The 16,078-nt window shown below is 41.3% G+C and carries 17 protein-coding genes; 3 read left to right on the forward strand and 14 right to left on the reverse strand.

Annotated features, from left to right (window positions below; all coding sequences use genetic code 11):
* Window positions 1–59: 59 nt before the first annotated feature.
* The 4 genes from yghU to rplK form a co-directional block, all read right to left on the reverse strand.
* Entirely contained in the window at window positions 60–848 is a 789-nt protein-coding gene (gene yghU, locus YYK_RS05770; protein ID WP_012028317.1) for a glutathione-dependent disulfide-bond oxidoreductase, read from the reverse strand.
* A gap of 8 nt (window positions 849–856) precedes the next feature.
* Window positions 857–1,147 carry a hypothetical protein gene (locus YYK_RS05775; RefSeq protein ID WP_012775208.1) on the reverse strand — a complete coding sequence of 97 codons (291 nt, stop codon included), beginning with the start codon at window positions 1,145–1,147 and terminating at the stop codon, window positions 857–859.
* Between the two features lie 106 nt (window positions 1,148–1,253).
* A complete protein-coding gene (gene rplA, locus YYK_RS05780; protein ID WP_004194879.1) occupies window positions 1,254–1,943 on the reverse strand; it encodes a 50S ribosomal protein L1 in 690 nt (229 codons plus the stop codon).
* Window positions 1,944–1,983: 40 nt separating this feature from the next.
* Window positions 1,984–2,409, reverse strand: coding sequence for a 50S ribosomal protein L11 (gene rplK / locus YYK_RS05785; protein WP_002935890.1), 426 nt, complete (start codon window positions 2,407–2,409; stop codon window positions 1,984–1,986).
* A 154-nt stretch (window positions 2,410–2,563) separates the two neighbouring features.
* Between rplK and YYK_RS05790 the strand changes: the two genes are divergently transcribed.
* Entirely contained in the window at window positions 2,564–2,932 is a 369-nt protein-coding gene (locus tag YYK_RS05790; protein WP_004194874.1) for a DUF3397 domain-containing protein, read from the forward strand.
* Between the two features lie 367 nt (window positions 2,933–3,299).
* Here the strand turns inward: YYK_RS05790 and gloA2 are convergent, their stop codons facing one another.
* From gloA2 to YYK_RS05840, 10 genes are all read right to left on the reverse strand, one after another.
* Complete coding sequence (gene gloA2, locus YYK_RS05795) at window positions 3,300–3,686, reverse strand: SMU1112c/YaeR family gloxylase I-like metalloprotein (RefSeq protein ID WP_012027277.1); 387 nt, start codon at window positions 3,684–3,686, stop codon at window positions 3,300–3,302.
* Window positions 3,686–6,055 carry an FtsK/SpoIIIE family DNA translocase gene (locus YYK_RS05800; protein ID WP_012027278.1) on the reverse strand — a complete coding sequence of 790 codons (2,370 nt, stop codon included), beginning with the start codon at window positions 6,053–6,055 and terminating at the stop codon, window positions 3,686–3,688. Before YYK_RS05800 ends, gloA2 begins: the two co-directional genes overlap by 1 nt.
* A 125-nt stretch (window positions 6,056–6,180) precedes the next feature.
* Window positions 6,181–7,539, reverse strand: a complete 1,359-nt coding sequence (locus YYK_RS05805; RefSeq protein WP_012028321.1) for a glycoside hydrolase family 32 protein — start codon at window positions 7,537–7,539, stop codon at window positions 6,181–6,183.
* Between the two features lie 17 nt (window positions 7,540–7,556).
* On the reverse strand, window positions 7,557–9,167 hold the full coding sequence (locus YYK_RS05810; RefSeq protein ID WP_012775562.1) for an ABC transporter substrate-binding protein: 1,611 nt from the start codon (window positions 9,165–9,167) through the stop codon (window positions 7,557–7,559).
* Between the two features lie 46 nt (window positions 9,168–9,213).
* Window positions 9,214–10,101, reverse strand: coding sequence for a carbohydrate ABC transporter permease (locus YYK_RS05815; RefSeq protein ID WP_012027282.1), 888 nt, complete (start codon window positions 10,099–10,101; stop codon window positions 9,214–9,216).
* A gap of 9 nt (window positions 10,102–10,110) precedes the next feature.
* Window positions 10,111–11,031: an ABC transporter permease gene (locus tag YYK_RS05820; protein ID WP_012775210.1), complete on the reverse strand. Its 921-nt coding sequence runs from the start codon at window positions 11,029–11,031 to the stop codon at window positions 10,111–10,113.
* Between the two features lie 104 nt (window positions 11,032–11,135).
* Window positions 11,136–12,125 (reverse strand): LacI family DNA-binding transcriptional regulator, encoded by a 990-nt coding sequence (locus YYK_RS05825; RefSeq protein WP_012027284.1) that lies wholly within the window; start codon window positions 12,123–12,125, stop codon window positions 11,136–11,138.
* A gap of 156 nt (window positions 12,126–12,281) precedes the next feature.
* Entirely contained in the window at window positions 12,282–12,827 is a 546-nt protein-coding gene (locus YYK_RS05830) for a hypothetical protein (protein ID WP_012028325.1), read from the reverse strand.
* The gene (locus YYK_RS05835) at window positions 12,828–13,205 is read right to left on the reverse strand and encodes a glyoxalase/bleomycin resistance/extradiol dioxygenase family protein (RefSeq protein WP_002935876.1); all 378 of its coding nucleotides are present in this window, start codon (window positions 13,203–13,205) and stop codon (window positions 12,828–12,830) included.
* Window positions 13,206–13,289: 84 nt separating this feature from the next.
* The gene (locus YYK_RS05840) at window positions 13,290–13,643 is read right to left on the reverse strand and encodes a DUF2500 domain-containing protein (RefSeq protein ID WP_012775211.1); all 354 of its coding nucleotides are present in this window, start codon (window positions 13,641–13,643) and stop codon (window positions 13,290–13,292) included.
* A 142-nt stretch (window positions 13,644–13,785) separates the two neighbouring features.
* Here YYK_RS05840 and YYK_RS05845 point away from each other — a divergent pair, with 142 nt between their 5' ends.
* Window positions 13,786–14,589 carry a peptidylprolyl isomerase gene (locus tag YYK_RS05845; protein ID WP_012027287.1) on the forward strand — a complete coding sequence of 268 codons (804 nt, stop codon included), beginning with the start codon at window positions 13,786–13,788 and terminating at the stop codon, window positions 14,587–14,589.
* A 128-nt stretch (window positions 14,590–14,717) separates the two neighbouring features.
* A complete protein-coding gene (locus YYK_RS05850) occupies window positions 14,718–15,974 on the forward strand; it encodes an ISL3 family transposase (protein WP_012775212.1) in 1,257 nt (418 codons plus the stop codon).
* Window positions 15,975–16,078 lie beyond the last annotated feature (104 nt).

Genomic DNA, 16,078 nt, shown 5'->3' on the forward strand with positions numbered 1-16,078 from the left:
TATAAACTTTTATCATACCAAAGTAAAAGAAAAACCCACCCATAAGGTGGGCAAGTCAATTAATTATCAATTGAATGATATTTCACTGTCAACCCTCGTTGTACAGCTGGGAGCTGAGCTATTTTATCTACCCAGGTCTTTAGATGCTTGTAAGAATCAACATCTAAAAATTCTGCCGAACCTGGATATAGTTCTCCTTGCACCAAGCGACCATACCAAGACCAAATAGCAATATCTGCGATGGTATAGGTATTTCCAGCTATATATTCTCTTGTCGCCAATAGCTGATCCAAGAGATCTAGCTGACGCTTAGTTTCCATTGTATAGCGATTAATCGGATATTCTTGCGCTGTCGGAGCGTAATGGAAGAAATGTCCAAATCCTCCACCAACAAATGGAGCGGCGCCAGTTTGCCAGAAGAGCCAATTAAGAACCTCTGTCCGCTCTGCCCAAGCTTTTGGCAGGAAGGCCTCAAACTTTTCTGCCAAGTAGAGGAGAATATTGGCTGATTCAAAGACCGAAATCGGTTCTTGCTCGGAATAATCTACCATAGCTGGTATTTTGGAGTTGGGGTTGATGGCAACAAAATCGGAGCCAAATTGGTCTCCTTGACCGATATTGATGAGAAATAGGTCATAATCAGCTTCCGAAATACCTAACTCTTTCAACTCCTCCAACATAATAGCAACCTTAATGCCATTCGGCGTTCCTAATGAATAGACTTGGAAAGACTTCTCTCCCCTTGGTAGGTCTTGCTCAAAGCGACTGCCTGCTGTTGGACGGTTGCCAGATCGGTTGTCATTTTCATCTTCCCACTTCCAAACGAGTGGTTTTGTATATTCTGTCATGTTTTCTCCTATTTTACCTTTCCTGGAAAAAGACTAGCATAGCGATAATGGTTTTGAACCTCTTGAAGGTAATGGGCTAGTTGCACCAATTCCTTAGGCGCTCGGCAAGTCAGAGCTGTTAACTCTGCATTGATAAAGCGACTTAAGTGTCCTGCCAGTATATAGAGATTTTCCTCCTTGTCCAGCTGACCTGCCACCTCCAATATTTTTTCACGCAGGGCTTCTGAAAATGCTTCCTGCGGAAGGTTGTAGGCTGCAGAAAGGTATTTATAAAGCTCTTCTTTCTCTGCTACTTTCATCGGATAACTCCTTTTATGTAAATTGAATATAGTATAAATCGAAATCAAGTGCTTGTCAAGAAAATCTCAAGAAAAAAAGATTGCCCTAAGACAATCTTTCTATTGATTAAAGTGAGTTAGGATCAACTTTGATACCAACACCTTGTGTTGTTGTAATAGATACTGAAGTCATGTAAGTACCTTTAGCTGTAGCTGGTTTAGCTTTAGCCATTACATCGTGGAAAGCTTTGAAGTTTTCAACGAGTTTGTCAGCGTCAAATGATACTTTACCGATAAGAGCTTGTACGATACCTGCTTTGTCAGCACGGTAAGTGATTTTACCACCTTTAGACTCTTCAACTGCTTTAGCAACATCCATTGTTACTGTACCAGTTTTAGGGTTTGGCATCAAGTTACGTGGACCAAGTACACGACCAAGACGTCCAACAACAGCCATCATATCTGGAGTTGCGATAACAACGTCGAAGTCCAACCAACCACCGTTGATTTTAGCAACGAGGTCATCTTCACCAACAAAGTCTGCACCAGCAGCTTTTGCTTCTTCTGCTTTAGCACCACGTGCGAAAACAAGAACGCGTGAAGTTTTACCAGTACCGTTTGGCAATACCATTGCACCACGGATTTGTTGGTCTGCTTTACGTACGTCGATGTTCAAGTTGTAAGCAACTTCAACTGACGCATCAAATTTAGCGAAGTTAGTTTCTTTTGCAAGAGCAACAGCTTCTTCTACGCTGTAAAGTTTTGTGCTGTCGATTTTTTCAAGAGCAGCACGCAAGTTTTTACTTTTTTTAGCCATGTTATATGTCTCCTTGTAATCAGATAATCTTGGGTGCTACTTAGTCAGTAACAGTGAATCCCATAGAACGAGCAGTACCTTCGATCATACGCATTGCAGCTTCAAGAGATGCAGCGTTCAAGTCAGGCATTTTAGTTTCAGCAATTTCTTGTACTTGTGCACGAGTAACTGTTGCAACTTTAGTTTTGTTTGGTGTACCTGAACCTTTTTCAACACCTGCAGCTTTTTTCAAAAGAACAGCAGCTGGTGGTGTTTTAGTGATGAAAGTGAATGATTTATCTTCATACACAGAGATAACTACTGGGATGATCATACCAGCTTGGTCAGCTGTACGAGCGTTAAACTCTTTTGTGAATCCCATGATGTTGATACCTGCTTGACCAAGTGCTGGTCCGACTGGTGGAGCTGGAGTAGCTTTACCTGCAGGAATTTGAAGTTTTACGAGTTTTTCGACTTTTTTAGCCATGATATAAAATCCTCCTATTGTGGTTTTGGCGGTAATTAAAGATTTTTACCTCCCACAAATATGTGTTTTACACATACCTTTTCATTATACACGAATTTCAAAGAAATGCAAGCTTTAGGTTTACTTTTTTTCACATTTTTTATAGAATGAATGTATGTTTGAATCGATTATATTTTTAAAAATAGTAGCCTTTCTATTCATCTTTCTAACCTTGGCCATTTCGATAATTGCTGTCAAGTTTTTTAGGTTGCAAAACCGAGGATGGAACTTTGCAGACATTGCCTTTCCTCTCTATGCAATTGAATTTTATCTGATTTCGGACAAGGCCTACTATAACAGTCTACTGCCTCAGCTTGTCCTAGCCCTCTCACTACTAGCGATTGGTCTTTGCGGTTTCTTCCTTTTAAAGAAAAAGAATTTTTTATATCGACGTTTCTTCAAGGTTTTCTGGCGAGCTAGTTTTATCTTGACTTTTTTGATGTATCTAGCTTTGGTTATTGCGGTCTTCACTTTAAAATCCTAAAATCATCCATCCTTTCATAGATGGCATAATAAATCCCCATTGCAGGCGCAGTGGGGATTCTTTTTATACTAAATCAGACAAGGCGACGTAGATGTATAGTCGAATGAATTAGCTTTCAGACAAGGAACTGAGGTGCAGGTTGCTAGCACAGCCTAGTGGCTGTGCTAGGTTGGAGATATAACTTTCAAAGCAAGTCACTTCTGCAGAGTACGGCAAGCCGAAAGTGACGATGTATCAAAGTTAATTCAAATGACTATAGATAGAACTGACCTTCATCAAATCAAGTCAACAGCGTATGATTTTGATTTTCTAAGAGTATTAATTAGTTGTCATATTGATAGGCCTCTCTGGGCATGAAAAGATGGACTTATTCATGAATTTCTAGAGGGAGGCCATCTGGATCAAAGAAGAAGGCCATTTTTTTACCATCAAAATCATCTGTTCGCAGGACTTCATGTCGGATGTCCAAACGGTCAAACTCTTCCAGACAAGCTTCCACATCTGCAACCTGGAAGGCTAGATGGCGTAGGCCTGTATGTTCAGGATTGGGCATGGCCGGACGCATTGGCGCATCTGGTTTGATGAAAATTTCCAAGATCAGATTGCCTTTTTTGACATTGAAGAGAATATCATTTTTTTCTGGTCGGATATGTTCATCCACCTGTTCAAAGCCTAGTTTCTCAACATAAAATTCTCTTGTTTTGCCATAGTCACTACCGATAATTGCAATATGATGAACTGCATCAAATTTCATTATTGTGTTTCCAATACCTTTCTAGGTTTTGTTCCTTCAGCTGGACCAATGACACCCGCTGCTTCTAGCTCTTCCATGAGGCGTGTTGCCCTGTTAAAACCAACAGACAAGCGTCGTTGAATCATAGAGGCGCTGGCTTTTTGTGTCTCAACTACCAAGGCACGTGCTTCGTTGAAAAGTGGATCTCCTCCAGCATCACCAAAACCTGCATCGCCATCACCTTCTGCCACTTCACCTGGATCAAAGGATTCATCATAATCTGCATCTGCCTGATCCTTGATAAAGCCAACTATTGCTTCTACATCATCATCGGATATAAAGGAACCTTGCAAGCGGACTGGATGGTTTTCATCAATCGGTTTAAAGAGCATGTCACCGCGGCCCAAGAGTTTTTCAGCACCATTTTCATCTAGAATCGTCCGACTGTCTGTACCGCTTGATACGGCAAAGGCGATACGAGATGGTACATTGGCTTTAATCAAACCTGAAATAACATCAACAGATGGTCGCTGGGTAGCAAGAATCATGTGGATACCTGCTGCACGAGCCTTCTGTCCCAAGCGAATAATGGCATCTTCCACTTCCTTGCTGGCTACCATCATCAAGTCTGCCAACTCATCTACGATTACCACAATTAGAGGAAGTGGAATCTGTTTTTCTTCTGAACGGCTATTAAATTCTTCGACCTTCGCATTATAACCTTCTAAGTTTCGGACACCAATTTGGCTAAACAACTCATAGCGTTTCTCCATTTCATCCACTACTTTTTGAAGAGCTCGAGCAGCCTTGCGTGGGTTGGTCACAACGGGAATCAATAGGTGGGGAATATCATTATAGACCGATAATTCGACCATTTTGGGGTCAATCATCATGAACTTAACTTGATCTGGACCAGCTTTCATGAGAATTGAAGAGATGATACCGTTGACAGCAACAGACTTCCCTGAACCAGTTGAACCAGCCACCAATAGATGGGGCATACGTGCTAGGTTAAAGGAACGGACGGAACCATTGACAGCCTTACCGAGAGGAATTTCCAGAAGTTTGTCTGGGTCTGTTTTAGATTGTTCCCAGAGCTCACGGAAAGGTACTGTAGCCACTTCGGAGTTTGGAACTTCAATACCGACCAGTGATTTTCCTGGGATAGGAGCTTCAATACGGACATCTTTAGCCGCAAGGGCTAGAGCCAAATCATCAGCTAGGTTAGAAATCCGATTGACACGAACACCGACTGCTGGTTTGACTTCATACTTGGTTACCGATGGTCCAATCTCAGCTCGCTCAACTACTACCTTGATTCCAAAACTGGCAAAGGTGTCTTCTAAAACTTTAATATTCTGACGAACAATTCGTTTTTCATTGGACTGACTCTTAGCTTTTATAGGAGCAAATAAGTCTATGGACGGAAGTTTATATGCTAGTCTCTGCTTAGGCTTGAAATCAATCTGCACATCTGTCTCGTCCTTCTCAAACTCATTTGTTTCAGAATCCTGGCTTGCCGAGTTTGATTGTGCTGGTTGGTCATCTTCTGCCAACATAATAGGAAATTCATCTTCTATGTCTAAGTGGTCATATTCTGAAATAATCGGTACTTGAACAGGCTCTTCTTCGAGGATTTCACCCGTTTCTAAATTGACATGTCTATCTACCAGTGCCAAAGCCCGAGCTGACTCTTCCTCTTCCTCTAGACGAAGGCGTTCCTCTTCTAGACGAGCTAATTCTTGCTGACGTTTTTCTTCTCGTTCTGCTTTTTTCTGTGTTCGAAGCTCTGCTCTTTTTACCTGCGTCTCCACCAACTTATCTTTGGCAACCGCCAAGCCATCGGCAACATCATAAACAGACCATGGGCTTACAAAAAAGATACCAAATGCTATCACTAGAAGACCGATGAAGAAGGAACCGACATTTGCAAAGAGGAAGGAGACTGGCAGATAGAAGATACTTCCAATCATCCCTCCGCCTAGAAATGCTGTTACCTGAAACTTAGCTAGGTCTGACAAGGCCAATTTTAGAGTATGACCGAATAAGTCACTCCCTTGATAGGTCCAGTCTAAGTAAGCCTGAAATTCAATCAATAACCCGATAACAATCAGCCAGAAGCCCGATATGGTCCCTTCTCTTTCGCGTAAGACTTTGGGAATAAGAAGGTAGATAAATGCACCCACCAATAATAGATAGGCCAGACTACCAAATAATAGCCGGAAAATATTGTAGCTGGTCACTCCAAACACACCTAGGCGACTGGCTGCAAAGGCAATGAATAAAAGCCCCAATACTCGAAGGGTGATATTTTTAACACGTTCTTGCTGTGCTAATTCTGCCTTGGTTGGTCGCCTCGTAGCCTTTCCTTTTTTACTTGTCTTTCTCATAGATACCTCAACTTTCTCAATCTCTTTATTTTATCATAATCGGGAAGAATTTTCATGATAGAAAAAACCCTGCAAATACAGGGTTTCTCTTGGAGTGAAAGAATAATTTAAGAGGGCAAATAATATTATAGAGCGTTTAGAATAATCTGACCTTCTACGTAGAAGGTTGATGTCAAGGTTTCTTGACCATCGTTAATAAAGATTTCCAAACAGTTGGTGTCAACCAAGACCTCTAGCTCTGTCGCTTGAACCGTGACCGCTCGACGAACAGTTGACCATTCCTCCTCACCAACTTGCTGGATTTTGAGGTGACTACGATCAATATAGACTTCTTGTTTGGCTTTATCATAGCCAAATTGAAGATAGTCTCGGTCAGTACCCAGTTTCAAGTCTAGACTGTCGTCCAGTTTGAGGGAGAGCTTACTTGGTCCTTGAATAACTTGACCGATTTCAATGTCGTCAAAGCTGTTCAAGATACCTGCTGGCAAGACCTGCCTGAGTCCATTCTCACCTTGCTTAAGTAGACGAGGCAGGGTCATTTGACCATACCACTTATGGCCTAGGTCATTGGTTACAAGCGGACGTCCCCATGTATGCATCCAGGCAATCATGACACGTTCCCCTTCTGGACCTTCAGTCGTTTGAGCTGCATAGAAATCATGCCCATGGTCGATTTCCTTGAAGGATTCTGCCACAAAGACTTTCTTGTCCCAGTCCACATGACCCGTCACAAAGATATTGGAGTTGATATTGATAAAGTCATTCCCGTCTTTTTGGTAACGCATTGGAGAGATAATCAGGTACTCTTGACCGTCCACTTCAAAGTAGTCAGGACATTCCCAGACAAAGCCTTGGTTGGCCTCACCTTTCAAGAAGATAGACTCAAATTTCCAATCCGTCAGGTTGGGAGAGCTGAGTAAGACGATACAGCCGACATTGTCCTTGTGCTTGGTTGCGACAACAGAGTAGTAGTGACCATCTTTCTCAAAAATCTTCGGATCGCGGAAGTCATTGGCAATCACTTCTTCTGGCAGTCCATCTGCTGTTGCGACTGGATTCTGCTCGATTTTTTCAAAGTGAATACCGTCAGTCGAGAAGGCCATGTTCTGAACTTGACTAACTGTCCCGTCTTCATTGACGATGTGACCTGTGTACATGAGCCAGAGGACATCATCTTTGACAATGGCAGAGCCCGAGAAACAGCCGTCTTTATCGTAAGCTTTATCAGGAGCTAGGTCAACTGGAAGTTGTTCCCAGTTGACCAAGTCCTTACTTTTCGCATGCCCCCAGTGCATCGGTCCCCAAACACTCTCGTAAGGGTTGAATTGGTAGAACAAATGGTATTCTCCACGGAAGTAGATAAATCCATTGGGGTCGTTCATCCAGCCTGTTTCCGGTGTTAAATGGGCTTGTGGTTTGAAAATCGGATTAACGTTTCCTTTTTCTTTCTGAATAAATTGATTGGCTTCTACTACTGTTTTCACAGGCAGCCTCCTTTTGATTACTGATTTTCTTTATACTGATCATAGTATTTTTGCTTGATAGCTAACCAGTCAGAAAGACCATAGCTTTCCAATTCTTTCAAATAGCTATCCCATTCTTCTTCGATACCGCCGTTTACAATCCATTCTGCACGTTTACGGTAGATGAAGTCGTTCATATCTGCTTCAACTTGGGCAATCTTATCCAAATCTTCTTGTTCCATGAAGACGCGAGGGTAAATATCATCGTTTGTTACATAGTCAAGATAGGTTGCGTGCATCAAGTCCAAACGCCATTTAGCATCGTCTGGCATGGTTGTTACGGTTCCGTAGTATTCATCAAGAATAGCCAACGGTCCACCAACTTCTGTCTTCTGACGAAGTTCACCCGGTGCGGTACCCTCCAATGGTAGGTGTTTCAAACTATTGGTTGCTGTGTCGAGTTCAAAAATATTTTGTTGGGTTTCATCACCATAGGTACCCCAGTTGTTTTGAACAGACTGGATTGGTTTGTATTGGGCATCAATCCATTTAGCAGTCAATTCCAAGTTTTTGTTAGCTGAGGTGATAACCATGCGGTCGCGTTGGAAGCCCATACCGTTTGTACGTGTGATGTGCTTGGTTCCATCAGGACCTGCCAAGACTGGCAAGATGTCATAAGTATCGTTCATACCTGTAATGTTAGCTTTATCCCAAGTGAAGTAAACACCGTATAGATTTTCACTACCTTTGGCAATGTAAGTATTCCAATCTTGTTCAAACGCTTCCGAATCTAGAAGACCTTTTTCTTGAAGGGTACGCATGAACTCAACACCTTCTTTGTAGTCTTCGTTGTCTGCTGTAAAGTCAACGGTACCGTCATTGTTGACAACTAAGTGGTCATCGTTATCGCCTACACCAAAGGCACCAAATAGAATTTTAAAGTCCTCGTTACCTCCACCATTAATGAAGCCCATCGGAATTTCATCAGCCTTACCGTTTCCATTTGGATCCTGTGTTTTAAAGGCTTCGAGAACCTTAATCAAGTCATCTGTTGTTTTTGGCATATCAAGTCCAAGTTTGTCCAACCATTCCTTGTTAATCCAAGCAATGTCATTAACGGTATGGATAGACTCCTTGCCCTCTCCTAATTCTTCAATCCATGGGAATGAGTAGATATGACCGTCTGGTGCTGTAATCATGGAACGGTACTCTGGATTTTCATCAAGAATTTTCTTGAGGTTTGGCATATGCTTATCAATCAAGTCTTCAACTGGTACAATAACACCTTGTTTAGCCCAGTTCATCAATTCCACATCAGAAGCCCCGTCATTATGGATGGCGTCTGGCAAATCACCTGAAGCGATGTCCAAGTTCCGCTTTTCACCAAAATCAGACTGGTAGTTTGTCCAATCAATATGAACGCCAGTTTCTTCCTCTAAACGCTTGAAAATTAATTTTTCATTTGAATCGGCTGGAGCTAGAGGTGAACTAGCTGTCATAAACTTAAGTGTAACGGATTTTTCCAAAGGGAATTGAACATCTTTCAATTCATAATCAGGGCTTGAAGCAGTATTTTTTGAGCCACAAGCAGCCAATAAAACGGTACTTGCAAGAAGTGTAACAACTGTTTTTCCAAATGTGTGTTTCATCAGAAACAACCTCCTGTTTTGTTTTCTATAAAAATTTTGAACAATTTTAACCTTTTAGTGAACCAGCCATAATCCCCTTGTCAAAGTATTTCTGGAAGAATGGATACATGACAATGAGTGGCAAGCTAGAGATGACAATGGTCGCATACTTAATCATTTCTGCGATTCGTTTCATTTCATTCATGGCAGCCTGGGCACCAATCATGTCCTTAGCAGGCTCGCTTTGAATGAGGATTTTACGAAGTACTAGTTGGAGTGGCTCCAAGTCTGGGTCCTTGATGTAAATCATGGCATCAAAGTAAGAATTCCATTGACCGACAAAGGCATAGAGGAAGAGCACAAACATAATTGGCTTAGCTAGTGGAATCATGATTTTCCAGAAAATCTGAAATTCATTAGCACCGTCCATTACGGCCGCTTCTACCAACTCATCTGGCAAGCCTTGGAAATAGGTCCGTGCCAAGATGATATTCCACACATTGACTGCACCAGGAATAATAATGGCCCAGACAGTATTCAACATTCCCAAATCTTTAACCAAGAGATAGGTCGGAACAAGTCCACCACCGAAGAACATAGTGAAGACAAGGAAGGCATTGATCCATTTTTTCCCGACCAAATCTTTTTTAGAGAGTGGATAGGCAGTCATGACTGAAATAGCCACGGTCACGAAGGCAAAGGAGAAGGAATAAAAGAGGGAGTTGAAAAATCCGCGTAGGATAGACTTGTCTGAAAATACCCGTTGATAACCTTCTACTGTCCAGTCCTTTGGATCAAAGCTAATTCCCTTGCTAAGTAAGGCCTGTGGATCCATGAAGGACGCTACTAAGATATAGACCATAGGCACAACTGTTATGAGAACAAGAAATGCCAGCAAGATTTTATTGACAACCAGCATTCGCTTGTCAAATTTTGTGTACATTTGTGTATTCATACGAACCTCCTATAAGCCTTGTCCGTCGTTGATGCGTTTGACAATCTTATTGACTGCAATCAGCAGAATAATATTGATAAGTGCGTTAAATAAGCCAACCGCTGTTGAATAAGAGTAGTCCCCTGACACCAAACCGATTTTATAGACATAGGTTGAAATGATTTCAGAACTGGTCAGGTTGAGGGAAGTCTGCATCAGAAAGGCTTTTTCGTAACCAACGTTCATGATGCCCCCAGCTGCTAAGATAAACTGAATGACCATAACTGGTTTTAGTGCTGGTAAGTCAATATGCCAGATTCGTTGGAAAATATTTGCACCGTCTAGCTTAGCCGCTTCAATCAAGGCTGGATCAACATTGATCAAGGTAGCCGTGTAAAGAGTCGATGCCCAGCCCATTCCCTGCCAAATACCACTGAGGATGTAGAGGGGTCTGAAGAAGTCTGGGTCTGTCAGGAAGTTGGCTTCAATGCCAAACATACCTAGGATGGAATTAACCGGTCCTCCTACTGAGAAGAAGAGGAAAATCATACCGACGATGACAACGACTGAGATAAAGTTTGGAGCGTAGAGCACCAACTGAATCCGTTTTTTAGCCTTATCGCTCAATAGTTGATTGAGCATGATGGCCAAAATAATTGGTAGAAGAAATCCTAAGAGCAGACCGTAGACACTCAATTTCAAGGTGTTGGCAAGTAAGGTGCCGAAATTTGGAGACGAGAGAAACTTGGTAAACTCTTCAAACCCAATCCACTCACTACCAAGCACCCCTTTTAAAGGATTATAGTCTTTAAAGGCAATCAGCACTCCGTACATGGGAATGTAACGGAAGATGAAAGTCAAGACCAAGCCTGGTAGTAACATCAGTAACAAGAGTTTCTGTTGCTTGATTCTATCGAATAGACTAGCTTGTTGCAGTTTTGATGTTTTCATAAGAACTCCTTTTTGAAACGTTTCATTTTTCTTGTGAAAATAAAACCAACTGTTTATTGATGGTTTTATTTTACAATTGTAACCGTTTTCTGTCAACTGCTTTTTTAAAAATTTTTTGTAGTTTTTCCTTCAAGATAGGAAATCGGTAGAGTGACTTGTAGGGGGCGCTCTCTTTTCTCAATAATATCAATTAGACAGGCAACGGCTTCTTGGGCCATAGACTCCAAAGGTTGACGAATGGTCGAAAGGGCTAAAGATTTTTCACTTGCCAACTGAATACCATCATAGCCAATCACCTGCACATCTTCTGGAACCCGTCGTCTCAGTTTTTCCAAAACAGCAAGTGTGTCTAGGGCCGTAAAATCATTGATGGTGAAAATAGCATCAACCTGTGGATTGTTAATCAGAAACTCTTCGACTTGACCGACAAAGTCATCATATGGCTCTTCCAAGTCCAAGACATGACAAGGAAAACCTGCCTCTAAAATCCTCTTTTCAAAATACAATCTACGCTTCTTGGTTTCATTGATTGTTTTATTGTGCCCACCGATAAAGGCAAAATGGCGACCTCCTTTTGCTATCAAGGTATTCGCTGCCAGTTCCGCACCAGCTCGGTTGTCCGAACTGACACAAGGGATAGCCTTATTTTCATAGGTGCGGTCGATACTGACGAATGGAATGTTAGAAGATAAGTAATCCTCGATTGGACTGTAGGTGATAGCAATAATGCCGTCCACCTTATTTTGTTGCAGCATAGTCAGATAATCCAACTCCCTTTTTGGACCAGAAATATTGCAAAGGAGCAACTTGTAATTTTTCTTACTCAGTTCCACTTCAACATGATAGGCAAATTCTCCAAAAAAAGGATGCCAAACTGTCGGAATAATCAAGGCGATAGTTTCGGTTTTGTTCTTCTTCATGCCACGAGCATAAACATCTGGAATGTAATTCAATTCCTTAATGGCAGCATTGACTTTTTCAAGCGTACTTTCCTTAATACCTGGCTCATTGTTGATAACTCTTGAAACTGTCCCAACACTGACCCCTGCAACTCGAGCTACATCTTTCATAGTAATTGATTTTTGTTCTTCCATGGTTTACCCCTTTCTTTTGAAACGTTTCAATAATTTACACTAGAATATCATTGATAGCGTTTTCTGTCAAGAAAAATTGACTTGTTAGCAAATAAAAACACCCAAAAAGCTAGAATGATTCTAACTTTTGAGTGCCGTTTAAAAATCTTTTCTATTTTATTTGTACATCTTCTTCATTGGGTGTTTTGCAAGCACTTCTGGGTGATTATCGAGTGCAGCTCTGCCTTTTTCCGTCAGGGCATAACCTCGGACGGTAAAGTATGGAGCTAACTTTTCTTCCGTCAAGTTGTCCTTGAGGGCAGTGTCGAGGTCTGCCGCCTTCATCTTGGATAGGCCTGTCACACCCTCTGCTTTGAGGATATTTTTCTTGGCAGTAGAAGTGATGTGGTCTAGGGAATCAAAGGCCGATTCCACATAGGCATAACCGTCTGCGATCAACTGCTCCATGTGAGCAGGACCATTGATACCATACATGTACTCAAAGTACTTGGAGTAGGGCGTCGTCGATTCAAAAGAACCCAGGCTAATCCGCCATAGCAAAATAATATCTCCTGGCAAAATACCTTCTTCCAGACGAACCATATTGCGTTTGGGAACGGGCTTGGCCTCCAACAGCCAGGCTGCCAAGTCACGCTCGGGGGAAATATAGGGTTTGACCTCGTGGTCTTTATACATTTCTTCAACACGATTCTGGAGTGACATTTACTTTACCTCACGAATTGCGTAATAATTTCCATCATTGTCTGCAAAGCTAATTACCTTCATGAAACCAAGGTCCATGACTGGATTCGTTGTGACACCACGTTCAACAAGTTCTTCGTAAGTTTTGGCTACATCTACTGATGTCATTAAGATTGATGGTGTACCTAAGTTTAATTCTGGCTCCATCTCAGCAACCTCCGCCTTATCATGAAGTACAAATTGTACCTCACTATCTGATTTAGGTGCAATAATGTAAGAAGTTTGGGGGCCTTGCACTTGTTTTTCTACACGTTCAAATCCCATTTTCTCTTTCCAAAATTGAGCTGAAGCCTCAATATCATTCACATATAACATAACTTGTCCGATTGATTGAATCATCTTAAATACCTCTTTTGCGTTGTACGAACATGTGTTCAAACCATTATACACTAGATAGGGATATTCTCCAAAGAAAAACGACTCTTAGAGCCGTTCAAAACCTAGGAAACGAGTCCCCTGAAAATGCAGGGTGCCTACATCTCTCTCTGCTAAAAGGGCATATTCATCTGAACGAAGGCGAAATTCCTGCCGTTTTCCCTCCCATTCAAACGTTACATAATAATTGGTTCGTGCTACTTCGTTACCAAAAACATGGGTTCGTTTAGAGACAAGCTTAGCCTTGCAAGATTCTTTGGGCGCCCGATTGTTGTGGTGCCATTCCATAAAATTTTTAATGATATGGAAACAAACTGTCGCTAATATGATTGCGGAAAAACTGTAGAAAAGGGCCGTATGCCATACTAGGCTTCCATCTGGGTCAAACAAGTTCTCAAACATCATTATTCTCCTTTTACATCTTTAAATATAGTATATCATATTATTGTTTTAGATACGCTTTTTATACTAGATAAAAATTGAAAAAATCCATATTTCATGGTAGAATGAGCATAATTTTGAACAAGACAAGAAAGGATTTTCAATGAAAAAAATACTAGTTCTTGCTCTAGCTTCGAGCATCTTGCTAACTGCCTGCACAAACAACTCGACAGCTAATAGCTCATCTTCTACAGCATCTAGTTCTAGTCCAAGCTCGACTACGACAGCTGATACAACTGCTTCTAGCCAATATGCCAAAGATTTGGCATACGCCATTAACAATCCCAAAGCTACATTCCCCCAACTTTCCAATGAAATTGGTGAAAATGAGGCTGCTATTAAAATAAAAACAACCGAAGGCGACATCACTATAAAACTCTTCCCCGAGCAAGCACCACTAACTGTGGAAAACTTTCTGACTCATGCGAAGGAAGGATACTATAATGGAACGATCTTCCATCGTGTCATTAAGGATTTCATGATTCAAGGTGGCGATCCTCTTGGAAATGGTACTGGTGGAGAGTCTATCTGGGCCGGAAAAGATACTACTATCGATGCTGGAAATGGTTTTAAAGACGAGATTTCAGCTTTCCTCTATAACATTCGTGGCTCACTTTCTATGGCAAACGCTGGCGCGGGAACAAATGGAAGTCAGTTTTTCATCAATCAAAATACAACAGACATGTCTAGCCAACTCTCTAGTTCTAGCTATCCTGGTAAAATCATTGACGCTTATAAAAACGGAGGCAATCCAAACTTAGATGGCAAGCATACCGTATTTGGTCAAGTCATTGAAGGGATGGACATCGTGGATAAAATCGCTTCAGTCGAAACAGACAATAGCGATAAACCTAAAACAGATGTAAAAATTGAGTCTATTGAAATTCTGAAAGATTACACCTTTTAAAAATGGGTTCTATAATTTCTGTAGTGGGTAAAACCACCGTGGAGATTATGGAGCCTTTTTGAGTATAGAAAAAAAGTCCCATATGACCTATAATGAAAAGCAACCACACTCACATTAGAAAGACTCATATGGAACAACTAAATCTTATCACAAATTTTCTCAGAATTAAAGACAAAAATATCACTATCACTGATGAATATGATATGGGAACTCACTTAGAACTCCACGGTTACTTGGATTACATGGCTCCTAAATGTCCAGAATGCAAGGGACAAATGGCTAAGTACGACTACCAGAAAGCATCAAAAATCCCTTACCTAGAAACTGCTGGTTATCCACTCCTTATCCGCCTTAAAAAGCGTCGTTTCAAGTGTAAAGAATGTGGGAAAATGGCGGGCGCTGAAACTCCTCTTGTTAAGAAAAACCATCAAATCTCCGTCGCTGTTAGTCAGAAGATCGCTCAATTACTCATCGAAAATCAAGCAATGACACATATTGCACACAGGCTATCTATCTCAACATCATCAGTTATGAGAAAGCTCAATGAGTTCAAGTTTGAAACGGATTGGAATACCCTACCTGAAGTGATGAGTTGGGACGAGTATGCCTTCAAGAAGGGGAAAATGAGCTTCATCGCTCAAGATTTCGACTCCCTAAACGTCATCGCCATTCTCGACGGAAGAACTCAAGCAACCATCCGAAACCACTTTCTACGCTATCCTAGAAAGGTTAGAAATCAGGTCAAAGTGATTACCATGGATATGTTTAGTCCCTATTATCAACTTGCTAAACAGCTTTTTCCGAATGCAAAAATCGTACTCGACCGCTTTCATATTGTGCAACACCTTGGCCGTGCTATGAACCGTGTTCGTATTCAAATTATGAATCAATTCGACAGAACCTCGCAGGAATACCGAGCCTTGAAACGCTACTGGAAATTGATTCAACAGGATAGTCGTAAACTCAGCGATAAACGATTTTATCCCCCTATGTTTCGAATGCATTTGACTAACAAGGAAATACTGGAAAAACTCCTGTCTTTCTCCGAGGAACTACGACAGCACTATGAACTCTATCAATTGCTCTTATTCCATTTCCAAGAGAAGAACTCAGACCATTTCTTTGACATCGTCGAACTGGAAATAGCCACTGTTAATCCTATTTTCCAGACGGTATTTAAGACATTTCTAAAGGATAAAGACAAGGTTTTGAATGCCCTAGAATTGCCTTATTCCAACGCCAAACTGGAAGCTACTAATAATCTCATCAAAGTCATTAAGAGAAATGCCTTTGGTTTCAGGAACTTTGAGAACTTTAAAAAACGCATTTTGATTGCTTTGAACATAAAGAAAGAGAGAACGAAGTTCGTCCTCTCTAGGTGTTAGCTTTTCATCTACCCACTACAGTTGACAAAGAGCCTAAAAATGAAGCTGGGCAAGACATCATAGATGTCTTGCCCAGCTTCATGTATTCTATCATATCCTTTTAT

This window comes from Streptococcus suis S735 (assembly GCF_000294495.1).
Taxonomy (GTDB): domain Bacteria; phylum Bacillota; class Bacilli; order Lactobacillales; family Streptococcaceae; genus Streptococcus; species Streptococcus suis.

Coding starts and splice junctions, on each gene's coding strand:
- rplA (WP_004194879.1), bottom strand. CDS start 1,943: ATGGCTAAAAAAAGTAAAAACTTGCGTGCTGCTCTTGAAAAAATCGAC.
- YYK_RS05800 (WP_012027278.1), bottom strand. CDS start 6,055: ATGAGAAAGACAAGTAAAAAAGGAAAGGCTACGAGGCGACCAACCAAG.
- YYK_RS05835 (WP_002935876.1), bottom strand. CDS start 13,205: ATGATTCAATCAATCGGACAAGTTATGTTATATGTGAATGATATTGAG.
- YYK_RS05790 (WP_004194874.1), top strand. CDS start 2,564: ATGTTTGAATCGATTATATTTTTAAAAATAGTAGCCTTTCTATTCATC.
- YYK_RS05850 (WP_012775212.1), top strand. CDS start 14,718: ATGGAACAACTAAATCTTATCACAAATTTTCTCAGAATTAAAGACAAA.
- YYK_RS05830 (WP_012028325.1), bottom strand. CDS start 12,827: ATGTCACTCCAGAATCGTGTTGAAGAAATGTATAAAGACCACGAGGTC.
- YYK_RS05840 (WP_012775211.1), bottom strand. CDS start 13,643: ATGTTTGAGAACTTGTTTGACCCAGATGGAAGCCTAGTATGGCATACG.
- YYK_RS05815 (WP_012027282.1), bottom strand. CDS start 10,101: ATGAATACACAAATGTACACAAAATTTGACAAGCGAATGCTGGTTGTC.
- yghU (WP_012028317.1), bottom strand. CDS start 848: ATGACAGAATATACAAAACCACTCGTTTGGAAGTGGGAAGATGAAAAT.
- YYK_RS05775 (WP_012775208.1), bottom strand. CDS start 1,147: ATGAAAGTAGCAGAGAAAGAAGAGCTTTATAAATACCTTTCTGCAGCC.
- gloA2 (WP_012027277.1), bottom strand. CDS start 3,686: ATGAAATTTGATGCAGTTCATCATATTGCAATTATCGGTAGTGACTAT.
- YYK_RS05845 (WP_012027287.1), top strand. CDS start 13,786: ATGAAAAAAATACTAGTTCTTGCTCTAGCTTCGAGCATCTTGCTAACT.
- rplK (WP_002935890.1), bottom strand. CDS start 2,409: ATGGCTAAAAAAGTCGAAAAACTCGTAAAACTTCAAATTCCTGCAGGT.
- YYK_RS05825 (WP_012027284.1), bottom strand. CDS start 12,125: ATGGAAGAACAAAAATCAATTACTATGAAAGATGTAGCTCGAGTTGCA.
- YYK_RS05820 (WP_012775210.1), bottom strand. CDS start 11,031: ATGAAAACATCAAAACTGCAACAAGCTAGTCTATTCGATAGAATCAAG.
- YYK_RS05810 (WP_012775562.1), bottom strand. CDS start 9,167: ATGAAACACACATTTGGAAAAACAGTTGTTACACTTCTTGCAAGTACC.